This is a genomic window from Halomonas maura (assembly GCF_030409305.1).
Lineage (GTDB): Bacteria > Pseudomonadota > Gammaproteobacteria > Pseudomonadales > Halomonadaceae > Halomonas > Halomonas maura.
Genome location: NZ_JAUFPQ010000012.1, coordinates 1 through 18,629 on the forward strand (window position 1 = coordinate 1; position 18,629 = coordinate 18,629).

Sequence of the window (18,629 nt, forward strand, 5' to 3'; positions counted from 1 at the left end):
TTCCTCGACTGGATCGGCGTGGCCATGCTGACCCTGCCGATCTTCGTGCCGATCGTCGAGCAACTGGGCTACAGCCCGATCTGGTTCGGCATCCTGTTCGCCGTGAACATGCAGGTGTCCTTCCTGTCGCCGCCCTTCGGCCCCGCGGCCTTCTACCTCAAGGGCGTGGCCCCGCCGGAGGTCAGCCTCAAGGACATCTTCGTCTCGCTGCTGCCGTTCATCGCCCTGCAACTCTGCGTGCTCTTCGCGCTGCTGTTCTGGCCCAACCTGGCCATGTGGCTGGTGTGATCTCGCGCCGGCCGTGGCCGGCGCGTATCCCTGCCGGGGGCGGCCATTCCCCCGGCCGATGAGCCCGCAAGCGGCACACGATGGCCGTGGCCATGCCGACAGGGGGGGAGCCTGTTCGATCACCGATCGGCGGAAAGTCGATCGCAATCGCGGAAGATTTTTTTCGAGAGAGTCTACAAGCCAAATGGCCATGAAAAAGCGGCGCCTGGGCGCCGCTTTTTTGTCGTTTCATGACCGGTAAATCGGCTCATGTCGAGCGGAGTCGTGCCGTGAAGGCGTCGACGATGTCCCTGGGTGTCGAGCGGATGTTGCAGCGAAAGGCCTCCGTGTCGGCAGGGGCCTCGAGGGTCGCGAGCTGGTTGTCGAGCATGTGCGCGCCGGCAAAGAAGTGATCGCCCCGGGTATCGAGCCGCGTCAGCAGCAGTTCGCGGCTGCCGTGGAGGTAGAGGATCTGCAGGTCGGGAGCGCCCTGGCGCAGGCGGTCACGGTAGCGGCGCTTGAGCGCCGAGCAGCCGATGACCAGTGATTGGCCTTCGCTGCGGTAGTGCCGGTAGAGGTCGGCCAGGGTCTGCAGCCAGGCGGCACGGTCGTCGTCGGTGAGGGGCTCTCCCCGGGCCATCTTGGCGATATTGGCGGCACTGTGATGGTCATCCGCGTCGATGAAGGTGGCATCGATAGCCGCGGCGACCTGGCGTCCTATATGAGACTTTCCCGAGCCGGAAACCCCCATGACGAGAATGCTTTTCGCGTCGGTGTGCATGCGAGAATCTTCTTTGTTTTGGCGTCCATTGGATGCCCATGATTCTAGCATTTTTATTGCAAAGGGAGAGGGGGTGTTGGTCGAGAGGCCGCCTGCCCAGGTGGCAGGCGTCGTCGCTCAGCGGTAGCCGGCCATCAGCTCGCGCACCAGGGGGGTATCGGCATCGCGGTGGGTGGGCAGCTCGAAACGGGCGCGGGCGATCGGCGTCCGCGAGAGGGTGGCGGTGATCAGCATTTCCTGGTCCTCCGCCTCGGCGAGCACCTCGCCGCGGGGGCCGAGGATCCGCGAGCCGCCCCAGAAGTGGCTATTGCCCTCGGGGCCGTAGCGGTTGGCCATGATCACCGGGGTGCCGTAGGTCATGGCGTAGAAGCGCACATTCAGCAGCCAGTTCTGCTCGTTGGAGAAGTCCTCGCTGACGATGCCGGAGGCCGAGTTGATCGGCGCGCAGAGCACCGTCGGCCGGGGCAGCAGGGCCGCATGGACCAGGGCCGGGTTCCACAGGTCGGCACAGATCAGCTGGGTGGCCGACCAGCCGGGGCGCACCGTGGCCTGGGTGAGCTCACTGCCATGGGTGAACCACTTGCCCTCCTCGAGGCCGCCGTAGGTCGGCAGGTTGAGCTTGCGGTGCACGGTGACGATCCCGCCATCCTGGAGGATGGCCAGGGCGTTGTAGTACTCGCCGGGACTGGCCTCCTCGACGAAGCCCGCCACGACCTGCATGTCGCCGGCGGCGCGGGCCAGGCGCTCGAGCCTCGGGTCCTCCATGGGCATGGCGACCTGCATGACCTCGCCGCCGAGGCCGTAGCCGGTCAGCGAGAGCTCGGGAAAGACCAGCAGCTCGACCGCCTGCTCCTGGGCCTCGGCGATGACCTCGAGGTGTCGCTCGAGGTTGGCGTCCACCTCGCCGAGGCGGGCGTTGATCTGGGCGGCGGCGACATGGAGCGAATCCTGGTAGTGCATGATCGAGGCTCTCGTGATGGTAGCAAGGGTCGGTGGTGGCGGCCGCGGTCATGTCAGCCCCCGTACCGGGGAGGGACGGCGAAGACCGCCCGTGGGCGGCCTTCGTGCGGGGTGCCGATGATGTCGGCGGTTACAGCAGGTCGTTGTCCTCGAGGAAGCTCTGGGCCACGTCCTCGATGGTTTCGCGCTCGACGTCGACCCGGGCGTTGAGGTCGGCCATGGTCTGGTCGTCGAGCAGGCTGGAGAGGGCGTTCATCTGTTCGGCCAGTTCCGGGTTGGCCTCCAGCGTCTGCTGGCGGACCACCGGCGTCAGGGCGTAGGCCGGGAAGAAGGCCTGGTCGTCCTCCAGGACATGGAAATCGAAGGCCGGAATGCGGCCATCGGTGGCGAACACCAGGCCCACGTCGACCTGGCCGTCGCGCAGCGCCTGGTAGACCAGGCCGGAGTCCATGCGCTTGACGTTGCCGCGGCTGACCCGGAAGTCATAGGCCTGCTGCAGCGGCCGCCAGCCGTCCTCGCGGGCATAGAACTCGGCGTTCATGGCGAACGACAGCTCTTCATCGCCGTCATTGACCGCCTCGGCCAGCTTCGAGAGGTTGTCGATGCCGGTCTCCTCGACGGTCTCCTCGCGCATGGCCAGGGCATAGGTATTGTTGGCGGCGGACGGCTCCAGCCACACCAGGCCCTTCTCGCCGTCGAGTTCCTTGACCCGCTGGTAGGTCTCCTCCGGGGAGAGCGTCTCGGTGACGTCGTTGTAGTTGATCAGCGAGGTACCGGTGTATTCCCAGTAGAGGTCGATCTGGCCATTCTCCTGAGCCTGGCGCAGCACGGCGGACCCCATGCCGGCGCGGGTCTCGACGTCGTAGCCCAGGCCCTCGAGGTACTGGGTGGTCATGCTGGCGAGTATCTGCTGTTCGGTGAAGTTCTTGCCGCCGACCACGATCTCTTCGGCCTGGGCGGTGGCCAAGGACCCGGCCAGGACCAGGCCGGACAGGGTTGTCATCAAGCGTTTCATGGATGCTTCTCCTTCTTGTTGCAGTTGACGGCTCTGCCGGGGGCAGCCTTGGGAACCGCTGTCGATGGCGTCAGGCGCGGGACGGGTTCACCCCGCGGGGCACCACCACGAAGGCGGTGGTGGAGACCAGGGCGTCCACCACGATCGCCAGCAGGGCGGTGGGGATGGCGCCGGCCAGCATCATTACCGGGTCGTAGAGGTCGATGCCGGTGAAGATCAGCTCGCCGAGGCCGCCGGCGCCGATCAGGAAGGCCAGCGGCACGGTGCCCACGTTGATGGTCAGCGCGGTGCGGATGCCGGCGAAGATCACATAGAGGGCGTTGGGCAGCTCCACCTTGATCAGGCGCTGGGCCGGCGACATGCCGATGCCCGCGGCGGCCTCCATCAGCGCCGGCGACACGCCCTTGAGGCCAGCATAGGTGTTGCGGGCGATCGGCAGCAGGGTGGCCACGAACAGCCCGAACACCGCCGGCACGGTGCCGATGCCGAGGAAGCTCATGGACAGCGCCAGCACCGCCAGGGTGGGGATGGTGGTGCCGACGTTGAGCACCTGCATGGCCGTCTCGGCGAAGCGGGCCATGCTCGGCCGGGACAGCACGATGCCCAGCGGGATGGCCACCAGGATGGCCAGGCCGCCGGAGACCGCGGTCAGCCAGAGGTGCTGGACGATCAGGTACTGCACGTCGGGCAGGTAGAAGAGGAAGTCGTCGATGACCCCGCTGGACTGGCTCCATACCCCGCCGAGGAAGACGGCGATGAACAGCAGGATGCGCAGGGCCCCTTTCAGACGCTGAATGGGCATCGGCTCACTCCCTGGTTGCCGCGTCGGGGGGCGGGGCGTCGTCTTCCTGGGTGGGCCGGAAGCGCGAGCCCAGGTGGTGCGTCATGGCGCGCTGGGTGATCTGCCCGCAGACCCGGCCCTCCTCGTCGACGCAGGGCAGCCAGGTGGTGTCCTGGGCGAACATCAGCGAGGCGACCTTGCGCAGGTCGTCGTCCAGGGCCACCGTGGCCGGCACGTTCTGGAAGTGGTCGCGGCAATAGCCCTTGGTGGTCCGTGCCAGGGCGCGGGTGATCAGGCCCACCGGCTGGCGCCTGTCGTTGACCATCAGGATGGAGTTCTGGTAGCCGAAGTCGTCGATCCTGGCGAGCGCCTGTTCCAGGGTGTCGCCGGGACGCACGGTGCCGATCTCGTCGCTCACCACCTCGCGCACCTTGACCAGGTTGAGGCGCTTGAGCGCCCGGTCCTCGCCGAGGAAGGACTCGACGAAGGCGTTCCTGGGGGCGGCGAGCAGATCGTCGGGCGTGGAGTACTGCACCAGCCGCCCCTCGCGGAACACCGCCACCCGGTCGCCCATCTTGATCGCCTCGTCGATGTCGTGGCTGACGAACATGATGGTCTTGTTGAGCGCCTGCTGCATCTTGAGGAACTCGTCCTGGATCACCGCCCGGTTGATCGGGTCGATGGCCCCGAACGGCTCGTCCATCAGCATCACCGGCGGGTCGGCGGCGAGCGCCCGGGCCACGCCGATACGCTGCTGCTGGCCGCCGGAGAGCTCGCTGGGGTAGCGCTTGAGGAAGGCGTCCGGCTCCAGCGCGATCATGCGCATCAGCTCCCGGGCGCGCTCCTGGTACCTGGCCTTGTCCCAGCCAAGCAGCCTGGGCACCACCGTGATGTTCTCCTCGATGGTCATGTTGGGAAACAGGCCGATCTGCTGGATCACGTAGCCGATGCTGCGGCGCAGGTCCTGGGTGTCCAGGCCGGTGGTGTCCTCGTCGTTGATGAACACCTTGCCGGAGGTGGGACGGATGATCCGGTTGACCATCTTCAGGGTGGTGGTCTTGCCGCAGCCGGAGGGGCCGAGCAGGATGCAGATCTCGCCGCTCGGGACCTCCATGGTGATGTGGTCGGCGGCGGTGACGGCGCCCTTGGGCGTGTCGAAGACCTTGGTCAGGTTATCCAGTCGAATCATGCCGGGGTTCCTGGTCGATTAGCCGTGTCGTGGCCGGGGCGAGCATTCACGCCGTTTCGGCGGCGCGCTCCATGCCCTTGGGGGTCAGGCGTTTCTGGATGGCCAGCAGCGAGTAGTCGACGATGATCGCCAGCAGGCTGACCGCGACGGCGCCGACGATCAACTGGCGGGGGTCGGACTGCGAGATGCCGCGACTGATGAAGGTGCCCAGACCGCCGGCTCCGATATAGGCGGCGATGGCCATCACGCCGATGTTGAGCACCACCGCCGTGCGCACCCCGGCCATGATCACCGGTACCGCCAGCGGAATCTCGACCATGCGCAGGCGCTGGTTCTGGCTCATGCCGATGCCGCGGGCCGCCTCGCGCAGGGCGGGGTCGACGTTGTGGATGGCGGTGTAGGTGTTGCGGATGATCGGCAGCTGCGAGTAGAGCAGCACCGCGATCACCGCCGGCAGGTAGCCGATGCCCTGGCCGATCAGCGAGAGCACCGGGATCATGATCCCGAACAGCGCGATGGAGGGCACCGTGACGATGATCGAGGCCACGTAGAGGACCGCCTTGGCGACTCTCTCGTTCTTGGTGATGGCGATGCCGATGGGCACCCCGGTGAGGGTGGCGATGCCCACGGCGACCCCGACCAGGGCGATGTGCTCGATCGTTCGCGATGTCAGCAACTCGAGGTTGTCCAGCGCGTACTGAATCAGTTCCAACGTCACATCTCCTTGGCTGGCTATCTCGAGGAAGCATAGCCGCATACTTCCGTTGGCTGCCCGACGGGGCGGCATGGGGAGAGGTACGGGGCCTCATGAAGGGGGCACGTAGCTTAGCAAGACATCCTGTCTATTTGTTTTTTCGAACATGACGATACGCAATGGCAGGAATTGAGGGCGCTGATGCATGCCCTGGAACGGGCTGACGGCGATTACTGCAGCAAATGAGAATGATTGGCGTTTTTGATGGTAACGGCGCTGAACGTGTCGCGAACCCCCGGGGACGGGGCGGGAAAGGGCCGCAAGGCTTCACATCGAAATCATACAGGACTAAAATGGTCCGCAATCGATCTTGAGGGGGCTGTCCCCGGGGAGCCAGGCATTGCTCAAGCTGTCCAGACTGACCGACTACGCGGCCGTGGTGATGGCGCAGATCGCCCGCCATCCCGAGCAGCCGCATGCCGCGGCGGAACTCGCCGAGGCGGTGCAGCTGCCGCATCCCACGGTCAGCAAGACGCTGAAGATGCTGGTCAGGGCGGGGCTGCTGGAGTCGCGCCGCGGTGCCCAGGGCGGCTACTCCCTGGCCCGTCCGGCGTCCAGGATCACCGCCAGCGACATCATCACGGCCATCGAGGGGCCCGTGGCGATGACCGAGTGCAGCCAGGCCGAGGGCGACTGTGACCTGGTCGCGACCTGCGGGGTCTCCGACAACTGGCAGCGCGTCTCGCTGGCGGTGCGTACCCTGCTCGACAGCGTGACCCTGGCCCACCTGGCCGACACCACCCCGATCAAGCTGCCGGTGCAGCTGCCCATACAGAGCGTGAGCCTGGCCGCCGAGGCCTGATCACCATCGGAATCACCACCCGAGACGAGCTTCGCTCGCCGACCCAACCGCCCGGGAGGGGACACATCATGGCAAGTCAGGAAATGGAACAGCTTGTCCGTCGCGAATACAAGGAAGGCTTCGTGACCGACATCGAGAGCGATACGGTACCGCCGGGGCTGGACGAGACCACCATCGCCTTCATCTCCCACAAGAAGGGCGAGCCGGAATGGATGCTGGAATGGCGCCTCAAGGCCTATCACCAGTGGCTGAAGATGACGCCGCCCTCCTGGGCGCACCTCGACTATCCGCCGATCGACTACCAGGCGATCTCCTACTACAGCGCGCCCAAGCGCCCCGAGGATCGCCCCCAGAGCCTCGACGAGGTCGACCCCAAGCTGCTCGAGACCTACGAGAAGCTGGGCATCCCGCTGCATGAGCGGGCGGCGCTGGCCGGCGTGGCGGTGGACGCGGTCTTCGACTCGGTGTCGGTGACCACCACCTTCAAGGACAAGCTCCACGAGGCCGGGGTGATCTTCTGCTCCATCTCCGAGGCGATCCGCGACTACCCGGAGCTGGTCAAGCAGTACCTGGGCAGCGTGGTGCCCCAGGGCGACAACTACTTTGCGGCGCTCAACTCGGCGGTATTCACCGACGGCTCCTTCGTGTTCGTGCCGGAAGGCGTGACCTGCCCCATGGAGCTGTCCACCTACTTCCGCATCAACGCCGCCAACACCGGCCAGTTCGAGCGGACGCTGATCGTCTGCGAGAGCCGTGCCCAGGTCTCCTACCTGGAGGGCTGCACCGCGCCCCAGCGCGACGAGAACCAGCTGCACGCGGCGGTGGTCGAGCTGGTGGCCCTGGAAGACGCCTCCATCAAGTACTCCACGGTGCAGAACTGGTACCCGGGTGACGAGAACGGCAAGGGCGGCATCTACAACTTCGTCACCAAGCGCGGCGACTGCCGCGGTGACCGCTCCCACATCAGCTGGACCCAGGTCGAGACCGGTTCGGCGATCACCTGGAAGTATCCGTCCTGCCTGCTGCGTGGCAAGGACAGCATCGGCGAGTTCTACTCCGTGGCGGTGACCAACGGCCGCCAGCAGGCCGACACCGGCACCAAGATGATCCATATCGGCGAGGGGACCCGCTCCACCATCGTCTCCAAGGGCATCTCCGCCGGGCGCTCCGACCAGTCCTATCGCGGCCTGGTCAAGGTGGGCCCGCGGGCCAAGGGGGCGCGCAACTATACCCAGTGCGATTCGCTGCTGATCGGTGACACCTGCGGGGCCCACACCTTCCCCTACCAGGAGATCGGCAACAGCACCGCCACGGTGGAGCACGAGGCGACCACCTCCAAGATCGGCGAGGACCAGCTCTTCTACTGCCAGAGCCGCGGGATCGCCGAGGAGGATGCGGTGAACATGATCGTCAACGGCTTCTGCAAGGACGTCTTCCAGGAGCTGCCGATGGAGTTCGCCGTGGAGGCCGAAGCCCTCTTGAACGTCACCCTCGAAGGCGCGGTTGGTTAAGAGTTTTGGTCAAGCGGCCGGCGAGATGAGCGCCGGGGACGAGCCGACGCGAGGGTCCTACGCCAGGGATGGCGTCGGTAGCGCCCAGGGAGGGGTTTACAGCGCCCTCGCGGTGGCTCGGCGCCGGAACAGCTCATCCTCGTCAGCGACAAGGCGCCATGGAGCGCCCCTGCGGGTGGGAAACGAATCAACTTATGCGAGCCGCCGCGGCGGCCCAAAGATCGAAAGGTAGTCAAGATGCTCGAAGTCAAGGATCTGCACGTCACGGTCGAGGGTTCCGAGATCCTCAAGGGCCTCAACCTGACCATCGGCGCCGGCGAAGTCCACGCCATCATGGGCCCCAACGGGGCCGGCAAGTCGACCCTCTCGGCGGTCATCGCCGGCAAGGACGGCTATGAGGTCACCCACGGCACCATCACCTTCGAGGGCCGCGACGTGCTCGAGATGGAGATCGAGGAGCGGGCACGCAAGGGCCTGCTGCTGGGCTTCCAGTACCCCGTGGAGATCCCCGGGGTGAAGAACATCTACCTGCTCAAGGCGGCCCTCAACGCCAAGCGCGAGGCCGAGGGGCTGGGCGAGATCCCGGCGCCGGAATTCATGAAGCTGATCAAGGAGAAGATCGCCTTCATGCAGATGGACGCCAGCTTCCTGCAGCGTGCCGTCAACGAGGGCTTCTCCGGCGGCGAGAAGAAGCGCAACGAGATCCTGCAGATGCTGGTGCTGCAGCCGCGCCTGGCGATGCTCGACGAGATCGATTCCGGCCTCGACATCGACGCCATGAAGGTGGTGGCCAAGGGCGTCAACTCGCTGCGCGCCGAGGACCGCGGCATCCTGCTGGTGACCCACTACCAGCGCCTGCTCGACTACATCGTGCCGGACCAGGTGCATGTGCTGGTCGACGGGCGCATCGTCAAGAGCGGCGACGCCGACCTGGCCCGTGAACTCGAGGACCGTGGCTACGACTGGCTGCTGGAGGGCTCCGCCGCATGAATGACGATGTGCAGCGCTTCCTCGATCGCCTGACCGAGCGCAACGCCACCCGCGGCCCCGAACCGACCTGGATCGCTGCCCGCCGCCAGGCCGGCGCGGCCCGCTTCGAGGCGCTGGGCTTTCCGCATCGGCGCATCGAGAACTGGAAGTACACCGACGTCCGCGATATCGCCCGCCACGACTTCGCGCTGGCCGGCGATGCCGACTTCTCGCCGGCCGCGGCGGCGGCCCTGACCCTGCCGCTCGACGGCCACCGCCTGACCTTCGTCGATGGCGTCTTCGCCCCGGCCCTGTCGGATCTCGGCGATCTGCCCGACGGCGTCCAGCTGATGCCGCTCTCGCAGGCGCTGGAGGACAACCACGAGGCCGTCGGCGGGCCGCTGGGCCGGCTGACCGGGGTCGAGTTCTCGCCCTTCGCCGCCCTCAACACCGCCTTCATGGAGGAGGGCGCCGTGGTCCGCCTGGCGCCGCGTACCGTGGTGGAAAAGCCCATCGTGCTGCAGTTCCTGTCACGGGCCGGCGAGCAGGCGGTGATGAGCCACCCGCGCATCCTCATCGAGGCGGGCGGGCGCAGCCAGGCCACCGTCGTCGAGCACCATGTGGGCGAGGAGGGCGCCGCCAACTTCACCAACCTGGTGGAGGAGATCATCCTCGAGCGCGGGGCGATCCTGACCCACTACAAGCTCCAGGAGGCGCCGATCCAGGACCGTCACGTGGCCAGCATCCAGGTGGAACAGGCCCGCGACAGCCGCTATACCTCGTTCAACCTGAACCTCGGTGGCGGCCTGGTGCGCAACGACCTGGTCAGCGACCTCAATGGCCAGGGGGCCGAGACCACCTTCCAGGGGCTCTTCTATGGCCAGGGCCGCCAGCACGTGGACAACCACACCCTGGTCAACCACAACGCGCCCCACACCACCTCGCGGGAGAACTACAAGGGCATCCTCGACGACCGGGCCCATGGCGTGTTCAACGGCAAGGTGATCGTCAAGCGCGACAGCCAGAAGATCGAGGCCGAGCAGAGCAACGCCAACCTGCTGCTCTCCGATCGCGCCGAGATCGACACCAAGCCCGAGCTCGAGATCTACGCCGACGACGTCAAGTGCGCCCACGGCGCGACCACCGGCCAGCTCGACGAGGAGGCCATCTATGCCCTGCGTACCCGCGGCATCGATGCCCAGACCGCCCGCGGCCTGCTGACCCTGGCCTTCGCCGGCGAGGTCATGGAGCGGGTCGACCTCGACGCCGTCGCCGAGCGGGTCGAGCTGACGGTGGCCGGCAAGCTGCCGGAGCGCTTCAACCTGGCCGGGCTGGTGGAAACCGCCACGGCCCTGAACGAGGAATAAGTCCATGGCCGACTTCAGCGACCTGCTGTTGGACGTGGCCCGGGTCCGCCGCGACTTCCCGATCCTCGATCGGGAGGTCCACGGCAAGCCGCTGGTCTATCTCGACAACGCGGCCACCAGCCAGACCCCGCGTCAGGTGATCGAGGTCTTCGACGCCTACTATCGGGGCTACAACGCCAACATCCATCGCGGTCTGCACACCCTGGCCGACGAGGCCACCGCGGCCTTCGAGGGAACCCGGGAGACGGTGCGGGCCTTCATCAACGCCGGCGAGGCCCGGGAGATCGTCTTCACCCGCGGCACTACCGAGGCCATCAACCTGGTGGCGAACAGCTGGGGGCGCGCGAACCTGGGGCCCGGCGACGAGGTGCTGATCTCGCGTCTCGAGCACCACTCCAATATCGTGCCCTGGCAGCTGCTGGCCAGCGAGCTGGGGATCGTGATCAAGGTGATCCCGGTGGACGAGCGGGGCGTGCTCGACCAGGCGGCCTATCGCGACCTGATCGGCGAGCGCACCAAGCTGGTGGCGGTCAACCATGTGTCCAACGCCTTCGGGACCATCAACCCGGTGGCCGAGATGGCGCGGGTCGCCCATGAGCACGGCGCGCGAATCCTGATCGACGGCGCCCAGGCGGCTCCCCACCAGCGGGTCGACGTGCGCGACATCGACGCCGACTTCTATGCCTTCTCCGGTCACAAGGTCTACGGGCCCACCGGCGTCGGGGTGCTGTACGGCAAGGCCGAGCTGCTCGAGGCCATGCCGCCCTGGCAGGGCGGCGGCGAGATGATCAAGACGGTGTCCTTCGAGACGCCCACCACCTTCGCCGCCATCCCCCACAAGTTCGAGGCCGGCACCCCGGCCATCGCCGAGGTGATCGCGCTGGGCCGGGCGCTTCAGTGGGTCGGCGAGATCGGGATGGAGCTGATCAGCGCCTGGGAGGCCCGGCTGCTGCAGCATGCCAGCGAGGGGGTGGAGACGATCGACGGCCTGCGCATCCTGGGCACCGCCCCCGACAAGGCCGGCGTGCTGTCCTTCGTGGTCGATGGCGCCCATTCCCAGGATATCGGCCTGCTGATCGACCAGCTCGGCGTGGCCATCCGCACCGGCCATCACTGTGCCCAGCCGCTGCTGTCGTCGTTCGGCGTCGACGCCACCTGCCGCGCCTCCTTCGCCGCCTACAACACCCCCGAGGAGGTCGATATCTTCGTCGAGGGCCTCGAGCGGGTCGTGGGCATGCTGCGCTGAGGGTTCATTTAACCAATCTGGGGCGAGGTGAGCGCCGCGGGACAAGGCGGAGCGAGGGGCATCTGCCAGGGAAGGCCGATGCAGCGCCGATGGATGGCATCATGGCGCCCTCGCCAAGCTCCGGCTCACCGGGGCCTGGTCCCGGCAACGCTCACCCCTTGTGCCTGTCATGAAGCTCCAAGGAGTCATATGAGCGATTTCGACCCGTTGGTCGGCCTGTCCAAGGGCCAGCTCCTGCCGCTGCAGCGCGACGTCGAGGCGATCTCCATCCCCTTCGGCAAGACCGTGACGCTCGCCGAGGACAGCGAGGTCAGCGTGATGCAGGCCAAGGGCAGCTCGGTGAGCGTGGGCCACCAGGGGCGTCTCTACCTCATTGAAGGCCGTAACCTGGATGCCCTGGGCCTCGAGGCCCTGCCCCGGCCGACCCTGCCCGAGGATGCGTCGGAAGAGGCGATCGAGCGATTCGTCTGGGATCAGCTGCGCACCTGCTTCGATCCCGAGATCCCGGTCAATATCGTCGATCTGGGCCTGGTCTACGGCTGCCGCATCGAGCGGCTGATCAGCGGCGAGCGCATCGTCACCATCCGCATGACGCTGACCGCTCCCGGCTGCGGCATGGGTGACGTCATCGCCGCGGATGCCCGCAACAAGATCCTCGGTGCGCCCCAGGTCCGCCAGGTGCACACCGAGATCGTCTTCGACCCGCCGTGGAGTCGTGAGATGATGAGCGACGAGGCCAAGCTGGAACTGGGGATGTTCTGACCGGGGAGGTCGATGTCCACGACGCTGTGGAAAAGCTTCAGGGGACTGCTGATGTCGCTGGGGGCCATTGCGCTCCTGGCGACATTGCTGTTGATTGGCGCCAACCTGTGGATGCTCGCCGAGACCCGTGGCGCCATCGACCCGGCGCTGGCCCAGTGCCGGCCCGAGCGGGTCGGCATCGTCTTCGGCACCTCCCACTGGACGCGCAGCGGCGCGCGCAATCCGCACTTCGAGGGACGCATGCTCGCCGCCTCGCGGCTGGTCGAGGACGGCCGGGTCCGCCACCTGCTGCTGTCGGGCGACAACAGTACCCGCTACTACAACGAGCCGGTGACCATGTGGCGGGACCTGCGCAGTCGCCAGGTGCCGGATGCGGCCATGACCCTGGATTACGCCGGCTTCAGCACCTTCGATACCCTGTCCCGGGCCCGGGACGTCTTCGGCGTGCGCCGGGCACTGCTCATCACCCAGTCATGGCACCTGCCGCGGGCCCTGTTCATCGCCCGGGCCCTGGGGCTCGAGGCCCGCGGCTGCGCGGCCCCGGAACGGCGGTCGTACGGCACCCTGCAGTTGCGGGCACGGGAATGGGTCGCGCGGGTGGCGACCCTGGGGGATCTCTATCTCTGGCGGCGCGAGCCGCACTTCCTGGGTCCCCGGGAACCGTTGAACATCGTGCCCGGGGAGGAGGCGCGGGACGTCAGGCCGGGGGAGGAGATCAGCGCCGCTGGCGCGGCTTCTGCTGTCGGTACAGTTCGCGAATCAGCGAGCGACAGTTCTTCCAGCAGTCCTCGATGACCGCCTCGATGGGCTCGGGCAGGGGGTGGGTGAACAGGGTCGAGAGGGCCTGCATCAGCACCCGTTCCTGTTCCAGCAGCTCGTTGATCAGCACCTGGCTGTCGTCGCCGACGAAGCTCTTCAGCCGGCTCCATAGCCACATGTAGTCATCGCGCTCCACATCGGCGTCGCGCGGGAGGAGGTCGAGGTGCTTGCGGGCCAGTTCCTGCAACTCGCGCATCGACTCGTCCCTGGCCTCGAAGTAGGGGGTCAGGGCCTGGCGCAGGGTCGGCTTCAGGCGCTCGTGGTTGTCCTGAAAATAGTCGATGCTGTCGGCCAGCGCCTCGAGGACGCTGTCCATCGCCACTTGGCGATTGTCGAGAAACATGGGCGGTCACCTCCTCCGGTGACGCAGATTGTGGGGGTGTCGACGGTCTTTTGCCACCCCCGCCGGGCAATTATTTGCTTAGCCTTTAGGCTTGGGCGGCGTCTTGCGACGCGGCATGGCGCTCTTCTCCAGGTGCTCGATGATCAGCCCGGCGATGTCCCTGCCGGTGGCGGTCTCGATGCCCTTCAGCCCCGGCGAGGAGTTGACCTCCATGATCACCGGACCATGGTTCGAGCGCAGCAGGTCGACCCCCGCGACCCGCAGGCCCATGGCCTTGGCGGCGCGGATCGCCGTGGAGCGTTCCTCCGGGGTGATGCGGATCACGCTGGCACTGCCGCCGCGATGCAGGTTGGAGCGGAACTCGCCCTCGGCGGCCTGGCGCTTCATCGCGGCCACCACCTTGTCGCCGATCACCAGGCAGCGGATATCGGCCCCCCTGGCTTCCTTGATGTACTCCTGGACCATGATGTTGGCCTTCATGCCCATGAAGGCCTGGATCACCGACTCGGCGGCCTGGTTGGTCTCGGCCAGCACCACGCCGATGCCCTGGGTGCCCTCCAGCAGCTTGATCACCAGCGGGGCCCCGCGGACCATGGTGATCAGGTCGGGAATGTCGTCGGGAGAATGGGCGAAGCCCGTCACCGGCAGGCCGATGCCCTTGCGGGAGAGCAGCTGCAGGGAGCGCAGCTTGTCCCGCGAGCGGGTGATGGAGACGCTGTCGTTGAGCACGTAGGTGCCCATCATCTCGAACTGGCGCAGCACCGCGCAGCCATAGAAGGTGATGGAGGCGCCGATGCGCGGGATCACCGCGTCGAAGGGTTCGAGTTCCTCGCCCTTGTAGTGGATCGAGGGATGGTGCGAGGCGATGCTCATGTAGCAGCGCAGGGTGTCGACCACCCGGGCGGTATGACCCCGGGCCTCGGCGGCCTCGATCAGCCGACGCGTGGAATAGAGGTTGCGATTGCGTGACAGCAGCGCGAAGTGCATGGCGGGTCTCCGGTAGCGTGGGCTGAATAGGGAAGCGGTCAGGGCTCGCCGTGCAGGAAGCCGGCCCCCGGGGCCACCAGCAGGCGGCGCAGGGCGCGGCGTCCCAGCAGCATGGGGTGGCGCATGTTGCGTCGGTCGGCCAGCGTCAGCTCGACCGGGAACTCCAGTTCGCCGAGTTGCATGAGCGTGCGGATCACGTAGCGCCACTCGGCCTGGCCGTTGGAACTGGTCACCCGGCGGCGGTCGTGCAGGTGCATATGGTGGACATGGGCCGGGCTGCCGGGGCCGCCGCCACGGGTGGTGAAGCTGACCCAGAGGTGGCCGTCCTGCTCGTAGGACTCGATGTCCTCGGCATGCAGCGACGAGGTGCGGGCGCCGGTATCGGCCTTGGCACACAGTGTCAGGTGCAGTTCCGGCAGGGTGACCATCTCGCGGCGGCCGATCACCGCCTTGGCCTGGTAGGGCAGTTCCTTCATGGCATCACTCCTCGTGGCGCCGGCTCAACGGGACAGGCCGGCCAGGCGGCGGCCGATGGAGGAAGCCGGCGCGGCCTCGCGCAGCGTCATCAGCACCGGCAGGCGCAGGCGCGGGATCAGCGCCAGGTCCCGGGCCACGGCGGTGAAATCCGCCTGGGGCGCCTCGGCCAGCCGAGTCAGGAAGCGCGGCAGCCGCTCGCCGTCTTCCAGGTGGCGCCACCCGCGCCCCGCCATGGCCGCCAGCAGGTCCGGGCCGCAGGCCTCGGGGGCGTCGAGCAGGGCGTCGAACCAGGCACCGGCCACGCGGGTCTCGGCACCGGCGACGGCGCGCACGCAGGCGCAGAAGGCCTCGACATCGCCGGCCTCGGCGGCCGCCTCGCCCCGGGCGCGCAGGGCCTCGGCCAGGTCTTCGGCGATCGTCACATGTTCCAGACAGTAACACAGCGAGGTGAGGACCTCGCCGGGCAGGGCCGGCAGGTGTGCCGCCAGGCGGCCGGCCTGGTCGGCGTCCATGCGCACCACGAAGTCGGCCAGGCCCTGCAGCCCCAGGGCACGCCAGTCGAGTGCCTGCTGCCCCTCCAGGTAGGCCTCCGCCGGCTCCAGGTGCTGGCTCGCCGGGCGACCCAGGTCGAGGCTGGCGCGGGCGTGCAGCAGGGCCTGGAAGGGCATCGAGGGCGTGAAGGCCAGGGGGTTGTCCTTCATCAGGTTGTCGATCTGCTCGCCGTCCCCGCGGCCCAGGCCCCGGACGTTGCGCCCCAGGGTCTCGAGCAGCCGCTGCAGGAAGGCGTCTCGCGGGGCCGGGTCGAGCTGGCCCTGTTCGTCCAGCGGCAGGGCCAGGAACCAGATCAGCGGGTCCTCGAGTTCGCCGACGCGAAACACCATGGCCAGGCGGGCCTTGCCCTGCCAGGGTTGCGGCCAGGGCCGCTGGCCGGCCTCGAGGGCCGCCAGGTCCTCGAGGGGGCAGGGCTCGACGCGCCGGCCCAGGTGATAGAGCCTCACCTCGGCACCGGTGCGAATGAAGAAGTCGTGAAGGCTGTCGATCGGCTGCATGCTGTCTCTCCACTCTCGGACCGTGCACTCTACCGTGGCTCCCGCGTCCTGTCAGCCTGTCGGACAGGCGATGCCCGGCGCGGCTGGTCAATTCCTGACCAGTCCCCGCCGAGGCCCGTGGCGACGGCGGATGGGGTATCTTTCCAAGGCTTATCCACAGGGGCGTTCAGTGGATCTGTGAATGAACGTCCTGCGGGCTCCGGCTATAGCAGGCATAATCGATGCCTATTGGCCGTGGGCCGAGATTTTCCCTACTTTATCTGTGAAAATAGAATATAAGAACCGTTTTTTATTCCATGCAGATCTTGCTCTCACCGGAGGCATCCTCATGTTACGTTCTTTTGCATTGCCCCTGCTGTCTGCCGGCGTCATCGCCATCGCCGGCGGCGCCCAGGCCCAGGCGCAGGAAGAGACCCTCAAGGTCGGCATGTCCGGCGGCTACTTCCCGTTCACCTTCGTCGAGCAGGACACCCTCAAGGGCTTCGAGGTCGACGTCATGGAGGCGGTGGCCGAGGAAATGGACGCCGAGGTGGAGTTCGTGACCGCCAACTTCTCGGGGCTGTTCGGCATGCTCGAGTCCGGTCGCATCGACACCATCGCCAACCAGATCACCATCACCGAGGAGCGCCAGGCGAAGTACGTCTTCACCCAGCCCTACGTCTACGATGGCGCCCAGGTGGTGGTCAAGGAAGGCAACGCGACCATCGCGGGGGTCGAGGACCTGCGCGGCAAGACCGTGGCGGTGAACCTGGGCTCCAACTACGAGCAGCTGTTGCGCGAGCTGCCCTATGCCGACGAGATCGATATCCGCACCTACGAGAGCAATATCGAGCAGGACACCGCGTTGGGTCGCGTCGATGCCTTCGTCATGGACCGGGTCAGTGCCAGCCAGGTCATCCAGGACAAGCCGCTGCCCCTGGCCCTGGCCGGCCAGCCGTTCTCCGAGATCCGCAACGCCCTGCCGTTTCGCGATACCGAGGCGGACCGTGCCCTGCGTGATCGGGTCGATGCGGCCCTCACCGCGCTGCGCGAGGAGGGCACCCTGAGCGAGATCTCCGAGCGCTGGTTCGGCAACGACATCACCCGTCCCTGATCCGCTGCCTGGGCCGACATGAGCATTCTCGATCTCGACTACATGGTAGGGCTGGTGCCCATCCTGCTGCGCTATCTGCCGCTGACGCTGGCCATGGCCGCGGCGGGGATGGCGCTGGCCCTGGTACTGGCCTGCGGCCTGGCGGTGATCCGGGTGCTGCGGATTCCGGGGCTGAACGGCGTGACCCTGCTGTTCATCTCCTTCTTCCGTGGCACGCCGCTGCTGGTCCAGCTGTTCCTGTTCTACTACGGGCTGCCCCAGGTCCTGGCCTTTCTCACCCGGATCGACGGCATCACCGCCACCATCATGGGGCTGACCCTGCACTTCGCCGCCTACATGGCGGAATCGATCCGCGCCGCCATCGTCGGCGTGGACCGCAGCCAGACCGAGGCGGCGCTGTCGATCGGCATGACCAACGGCCAGCTGATGCGGCGCATCGTGCTGCCCCAGGCCACCCGGGTGGCCGTGCCCACCCTGATGAACTACTTCATCGACATGATCAAGGCCACCTCCCTGGCCTTCACGCTGGGCGTGACCGAACTGATGGGGGCGACCCAGAAGGAGGCCGCCGGCAGCTTCCTGTACTTCGAGGCCTTCATCACGGTGGCGGTGTTCTACTGGGTCATCGTCGAGCTGCTGGCCTGGTGCCAGCGCCGGCTGGAGACCCGGCTCAACGAGGCGTATCGCAGATGATCCAGGTAGCCAATCTCGTCAAGCGCTTCGGCGACGCCACCGTGCTCGATGGCATCGATCTGGCCATCGACCAGGGCGAGATCATCGTGGTGATCGGGCCCTCGGGCACGGGCAAGTCGACCCTGCTGCGCTGCCTGAACTTCCTCGAGCGACCGGATGCCGGGCACCTGACCCTCGGTGACCTGGATGTCGATGTCACTCGGGCGACCCGTGCCGATATCCTCGCGGCCCGGCGGCGCACGGCCTTCGTGTTCCAGAACTATGCGCTGTTCGCCAACAAGACGGCGCTGGAGAACATCGCCGAGGGACTGATCGTGGTCAACCGCTGGCCCAGGGCCAAGGCCCACGCCCGGGCCCGGGAGATCCTGCAGCGCATCGGCCTGGCCGACAAGGCCGACGCCTATCCGGCCTCGCTGTCGGGCGGCCAGCAGCAGCGGGTGGGGATCGGCCGCGCCATGGCCGCCCAGGCCGAGGTGATCCTGTTCGACGAGCCCACCTCCTCGCTGGATCCGGAGTGGGTCGAGGAGGTCCTGGCGCTGATGAAGCAGCTGGCCGCCGAACGCCAGACCATGCTGGTGGTGACCCACGAGATGGGCTTCGCCCGGGACGTGGCCGATCGCGTGGTGTTCATGGAGGGCGGCCGCATCGTCGAGCAGGGACCGCCGTCGCGGCTGTTCAACGCGCCCCGCGATCCCCGCACCCGCGACTTCCTGCGCAAGGTCCTGGCCGCCCAGCCCGCCATCCAGTCTTCCTGAACCGGGGTT

General features: G+C 67.2%; 21 protein-coding genes. 11 read left to right on the forward strand and 10 right to left on the reverse strand.

The annotated features are described in order from the left end of the window. On the forward strand, positions 1–288 hold a 288-nt coding region (locus tag QWY76_RS05440; protein ID WP_290310095.1), incomplete at its 5' end, for a TRAP transporter large permease subunit. 247 nt (positions 289–535) lie between these two features. Here the strand turns inward: QWY76_RS05440 and QWY76_RS05445 are convergent. From QWY76_RS05445 to QWY76_RS05470, 6 genes are all read right to left on the reverse strand, one after another. Then, positions 536–1,048 (reverse strand): gluconokinase, encoded by a 513-nt coding sequence (locus QWY76_RS05445; RefSeq protein ID WP_290310096.1) that lies wholly within the window; start codon positions 1,046–1,048, stop codon positions 536–538. A gap of 117 nt (positions 1,049–1,165) precedes the next feature. Continuing rightward, positions 1,166–2,008, reverse strand: a complete 843-nt coding sequence (locus QWY76_RS05450; protein ID WP_290310097.1) for a nitrilase-related carbon-nitrogen hydrolase — start codon at positions 2,006–2,008, stop codon at positions 1,166–1,168. A 130-nt stretch (positions 2,009–2,138) separates the two neighbouring features. After that, entirely contained in the window at positions 2,139–3,023 is an 885-nt protein-coding gene (locus QWY76_RS05455; RefSeq protein ID WP_290310098.1) for a glycine betaine ABC transporter substrate-binding protein, read from the reverse strand. 70 nt (positions 3,024–3,093) lie between these two features. Continuing rightward, positions 3,094–3,825 carry an ABC transporter permease gene (locus tag QWY76_RS05460; RefSeq protein WP_290310099.1) on the reverse strand — a complete coding sequence of 244 codons (732 nt, stop codon included), beginning with the start codon at positions 3,823–3,825 and terminating at the stop codon, positions 3,094–3,096. Positions 3,826–3,829: 4 nt separating this feature from the next. Then, a complete protein-coding gene (locus tag QWY76_RS05465; RefSeq protein WP_290310100.1) occupies positions 3,830–4,993 on the reverse strand; it encodes an ABC transporter ATP-binding protein in 1,164 nt (387 codons plus the stop codon). Between the two features lie 46 nt (positions 4,994–5,039). After that, positions 5,040–5,705: an ABC transporter permease gene (locus QWY76_RS05470; protein ID WP_290310101.1), complete on the reverse strand. Its 666-nt coding sequence runs from the start codon at positions 5,703–5,705 to the stop codon at positions 5,040–5,042. Positions 5,706–6,087: 382 nt separating this feature from the next. On the opposite strand from QWY76_RS05470, the gene QWY76_RS05475 reads away from it, so the two are divergent. The 7 genes from QWY76_RS05475 to QWY76_RS05505 all read left to right on the forward strand — a co-directional run bounded on the left by QWY76_RS05475 (position 6,088) and on the right by QWY76_RS05505 (position 13,199). Beyond that, the gene (locus QWY76_RS05475; protein ID WP_290310102.1) at positions 6,088–6,549 is read left to right on the forward strand and encodes an SUF system Fe-S cluster assembly regulator; all 462 of its coding nucleotides are present in this window, start codon (positions 6,088–6,090) and stop codon (positions 6,547–6,549) included. Between the two features lie 68 nt (positions 6,550–6,617). Further along, positions 6,618–8,060, forward strand: coding sequence for a Fe-S cluster assembly protein SufB (gene sufB / locus QWY76_RS05480; RefSeq protein WP_290310103.1), 1,443 nt, complete (start codon positions 6,618–6,620; stop codon positions 8,058–8,060). Between the two features lie 237 nt (positions 8,061–8,297). After that, entirely contained in the window at positions 8,298–9,050 is a 753-nt protein-coding gene (sufC, locus tag QWY76_RS05485) for a Fe-S cluster assembly ATPase SufC (protein ID WP_290310104.1), read from the forward strand. Next, on the forward strand, positions 9,047–10,396 hold the full coding sequence (sufD, locus tag QWY76_RS05490; RefSeq protein WP_290310105.1) for a Fe-S cluster assembly protein SufD: 1,350 nt from the start codon (positions 9,047–9,049) through the stop codon (positions 10,394–10,396). Before sufC ends, sufD begins: the two co-directional genes overlap by 4 nt. Positions 10,397–10,400: 4 nt before the next feature. Beyond that, the gene (locus QWY76_RS05495; protein WP_290310106.1) at positions 10,401–11,642 is read left to right on the forward strand and encodes a cysteine desulfurase; all 1,242 of its coding nucleotides are present in this window, start codon (positions 10,401–10,403) and stop codon (positions 11,640–11,642) included. A 189-nt stretch (positions 11,643–11,831) separates the two neighbouring features. Further along, the gene (sufT, locus tag QWY76_RS05500; RefSeq protein ID WP_290310107.1) at positions 11,832–12,404 is read left to right on the forward strand and encodes a putative Fe-S cluster assembly protein SufT; all 573 of its coding nucleotides are present in this window, start codon (positions 11,832–11,834) and stop codon (positions 12,402–12,404) included. A 12-nt stretch (positions 12,405–12,416) separates the two neighbouring features. Then, entirely contained in the window at positions 12,417–13,199 is a 783-nt protein-coding gene (locus QWY76_RS05505; RefSeq protein WP_290310108.1) for a SanA/YdcF family protein, read from the forward strand. Here the strand turns inward: QWY76_RS05505 and QWY76_RS05510 are convergent. The 4 genes from QWY76_RS05510 to QWY76_RS05525 form a co-directional block, all read right to left on the reverse strand. Next, a complete protein-coding gene (locus QWY76_RS05510) occupies positions 13,120–13,566 on the reverse strand; it encodes a hypothetical protein (protein ID WP_290310109.1) in 447 nt (148 codons plus the stop codon). The genes QWY76_RS05505 and QWY76_RS05510 overlap by 80 nt on opposite strands. Before the next feature lie 78 nt (positions 13,567–13,644). Beyond that, the gene (gene rimK / locus QWY76_RS05515) at positions 13,645–14,553 is read right to left on the reverse strand and encodes a 30S ribosomal protein S6--L-glutamate ligase (protein ID WP_290310110.1); all 909 of its coding nucleotides are present in this window, start codon (positions 14,551–14,553) and stop codon (positions 13,645–13,647) included. Between the two features lie 38 nt (positions 14,554–14,591). Further along, complete coding sequence (locus QWY76_RS05520) at positions 14,592–15,029, reverse strand: ATP-dependent zinc protease family protein (RefSeq protein WP_290310111.1); 438 nt, start codon at positions 15,027–15,029, stop codon at positions 14,592–14,594. A gap of 24 nt (positions 15,030–15,053) precedes the next feature. Beyond that, entirely contained in the window at positions 15,054–16,079 is a 1,026-nt protein-coding gene (locus QWY76_RS05525) for a DUF3549 family protein (RefSeq protein ID WP_290310112.1), read from the reverse strand. A 328-nt stretch (positions 16,080–16,407) separates the two neighbouring features. On the opposite strand from QWY76_RS05525, the gene QWY76_RS05530 reads away from it, so the two are divergent. The 3 genes from QWY76_RS05530 to QWY76_RS05540 are packed head-to-tail and all read left to right on the forward strand — an operon-like array spanning position 16,408 to position 18,620. After that, positions 16,408–17,172: an amino acid ABC transporter substrate-binding protein gene (locus QWY76_RS05530; protein ID WP_290310113.1), complete on the forward strand. Its 765-nt coding sequence runs from the start codon at positions 16,408–16,410 to the stop codon at positions 17,170–17,172. 18 nt (positions 17,173–17,190) lie between these two features. Then, positions 17,191–17,865 carry an amino acid ABC transporter permease gene (locus tag QWY76_RS05535; RefSeq protein WP_290310114.1) on the forward strand — a complete coding sequence of 225 codons (675 nt, stop codon included), beginning with the start codon at positions 17,191–17,193 and terminating at the stop codon, positions 17,863–17,865. Continuing rightward, positions 17,862–18,620 (forward strand): amino acid ABC transporter ATP-binding protein, encoded by a 759-nt coding sequence (locus QWY76_RS05540; RefSeq protein ID WP_290310115.1) that lies wholly within the window; start codon positions 17,862–17,864, stop codon positions 18,618–18,620. Before QWY76_RS05535 ends, QWY76_RS05540 begins: the two co-directional genes overlap by 4 nt. The last annotated feature ends 9 nt before the right edge of the window (positions 18,621–18,629 follow it).

Bases quoted from the DNA above. Each gene is read 5' to 3' on its own strand.
- QWY76_RS05510 (WP_290310109.1), bottom strand. From the start codon at position 13,566: ATGTTTCTCGACAATCGCCAAGTGGCGATGGACAGCGTCCTCGAGGCG.
- QWY76_RS05525 (WP_290310112.1), bottom strand. From the start codon at position 16,079: ATGCAGCCGATCGACAGCCTTCACGACTTCTTCATTCGCACCGGTGCC.
- QWY76_RS05460 (WP_290310099.1), bottom strand. From the start codon at position 3,825: ATGCCCATTCAGCGTCTGAAAGGGGCCCTGCGCATCCTGCTGTTCATC.
- QWY76_RS05445 (WP_290310096.1), bottom strand. From the start codon at position 1,048: ATGCACACCGACGCGAAAAGCATTCTCGTCATGGGGGTTTCCGGCTCG.
- QWY76_RS05465 (WP_290310100.1), bottom strand. From the start codon at position 4,993: ATGATTCGACTGGATAACCTGACCAAGGTCTTCGACACGCCCAAGGGC.
- QWY76_RS05505 (WP_290310108.1), top strand. From the start codon at position 12,417: ATGTCCACGACGCTGTGGAAAAGCTTCAGGGGACTGCTGATGTCGCTG.
- QWY76_RS05540 (WP_290310115.1), top strand. From the start codon at position 17,862: ATGATCCAGGTAGCCAATCTCGTCAAGCGCTTCGGCGACGCCACCGTG.
- sufD (WP_290310105.1), top strand. From the start codon at position 9,047: ATGAATGACGATGTGCAGCGCTTCCTCGATCGCCTGACCGAGCGCAAC.
- QWY76_RS05455 (WP_290310098.1), bottom strand. From the start codon at position 3,023: ATGAAACGCTTGATGACAACCCTGTCCGGCCTGGTCCTGGCCGGGTCC.
- QWY76_RS05535 (WP_290310114.1), top strand. From the start codon at position 17,191: ATGAGCATTCTCGATCTCGACTACATGGTAGGGCTGGTGCCCATCCTG.
- QWY76_RS05530 (WP_290310113.1), top strand. From the start codon at position 16,408: ATGTTACGTTCTTTTGCATTGCCCCTGCTGTCTGCCGGCGTCATCGCC.
- QWY76_RS05520 (WP_290310111.1), bottom strand. From the start codon at position 15,029: ATGAAGGAACTGCCCTACCAGGCCAAGGCGGTGATCGGCCGCCGCGAG.
- rimK (WP_290310110.1), bottom strand. From the start codon at position 14,553: ATGCACTTCGCGCTGCTGTCACGCAATCGCAACCTCTATTCCACGCGT.
- sufB (WP_290310103.1), top strand. From the start codon at position 6,618: ATGGCAAGTCAGGAAATGGAACAGCTTGTCCGTCGCGAATACAAGGAA.
- sufT (WP_290310107.1), top strand. From the start codon at position 11,832: ATGAGCGATTTCGACCCGTTGGTCGGCCTGTCCAAGGGCCAGCTCCTG.
- QWY76_RS05495 (WP_290310106.1), top strand. From the start codon at position 10,401: ATGGCCGACTTCAGCGACCTGCTGTTGGACGTGGCCCGGGTCCGCCGC.
- QWY76_RS05450 (WP_290310097.1), bottom strand. From the start codon at position 2,008: ATGCACTACCAGGATTCGCTCCATGTCGCCGCCGCCCAGATCAACGCC.
- sufC (WP_290310104.1), top strand. From the start codon at position 8,298: ATGCTCGAAGTCAAGGATCTGCACGTCACGGTCGAGGGTTCCGAGATC.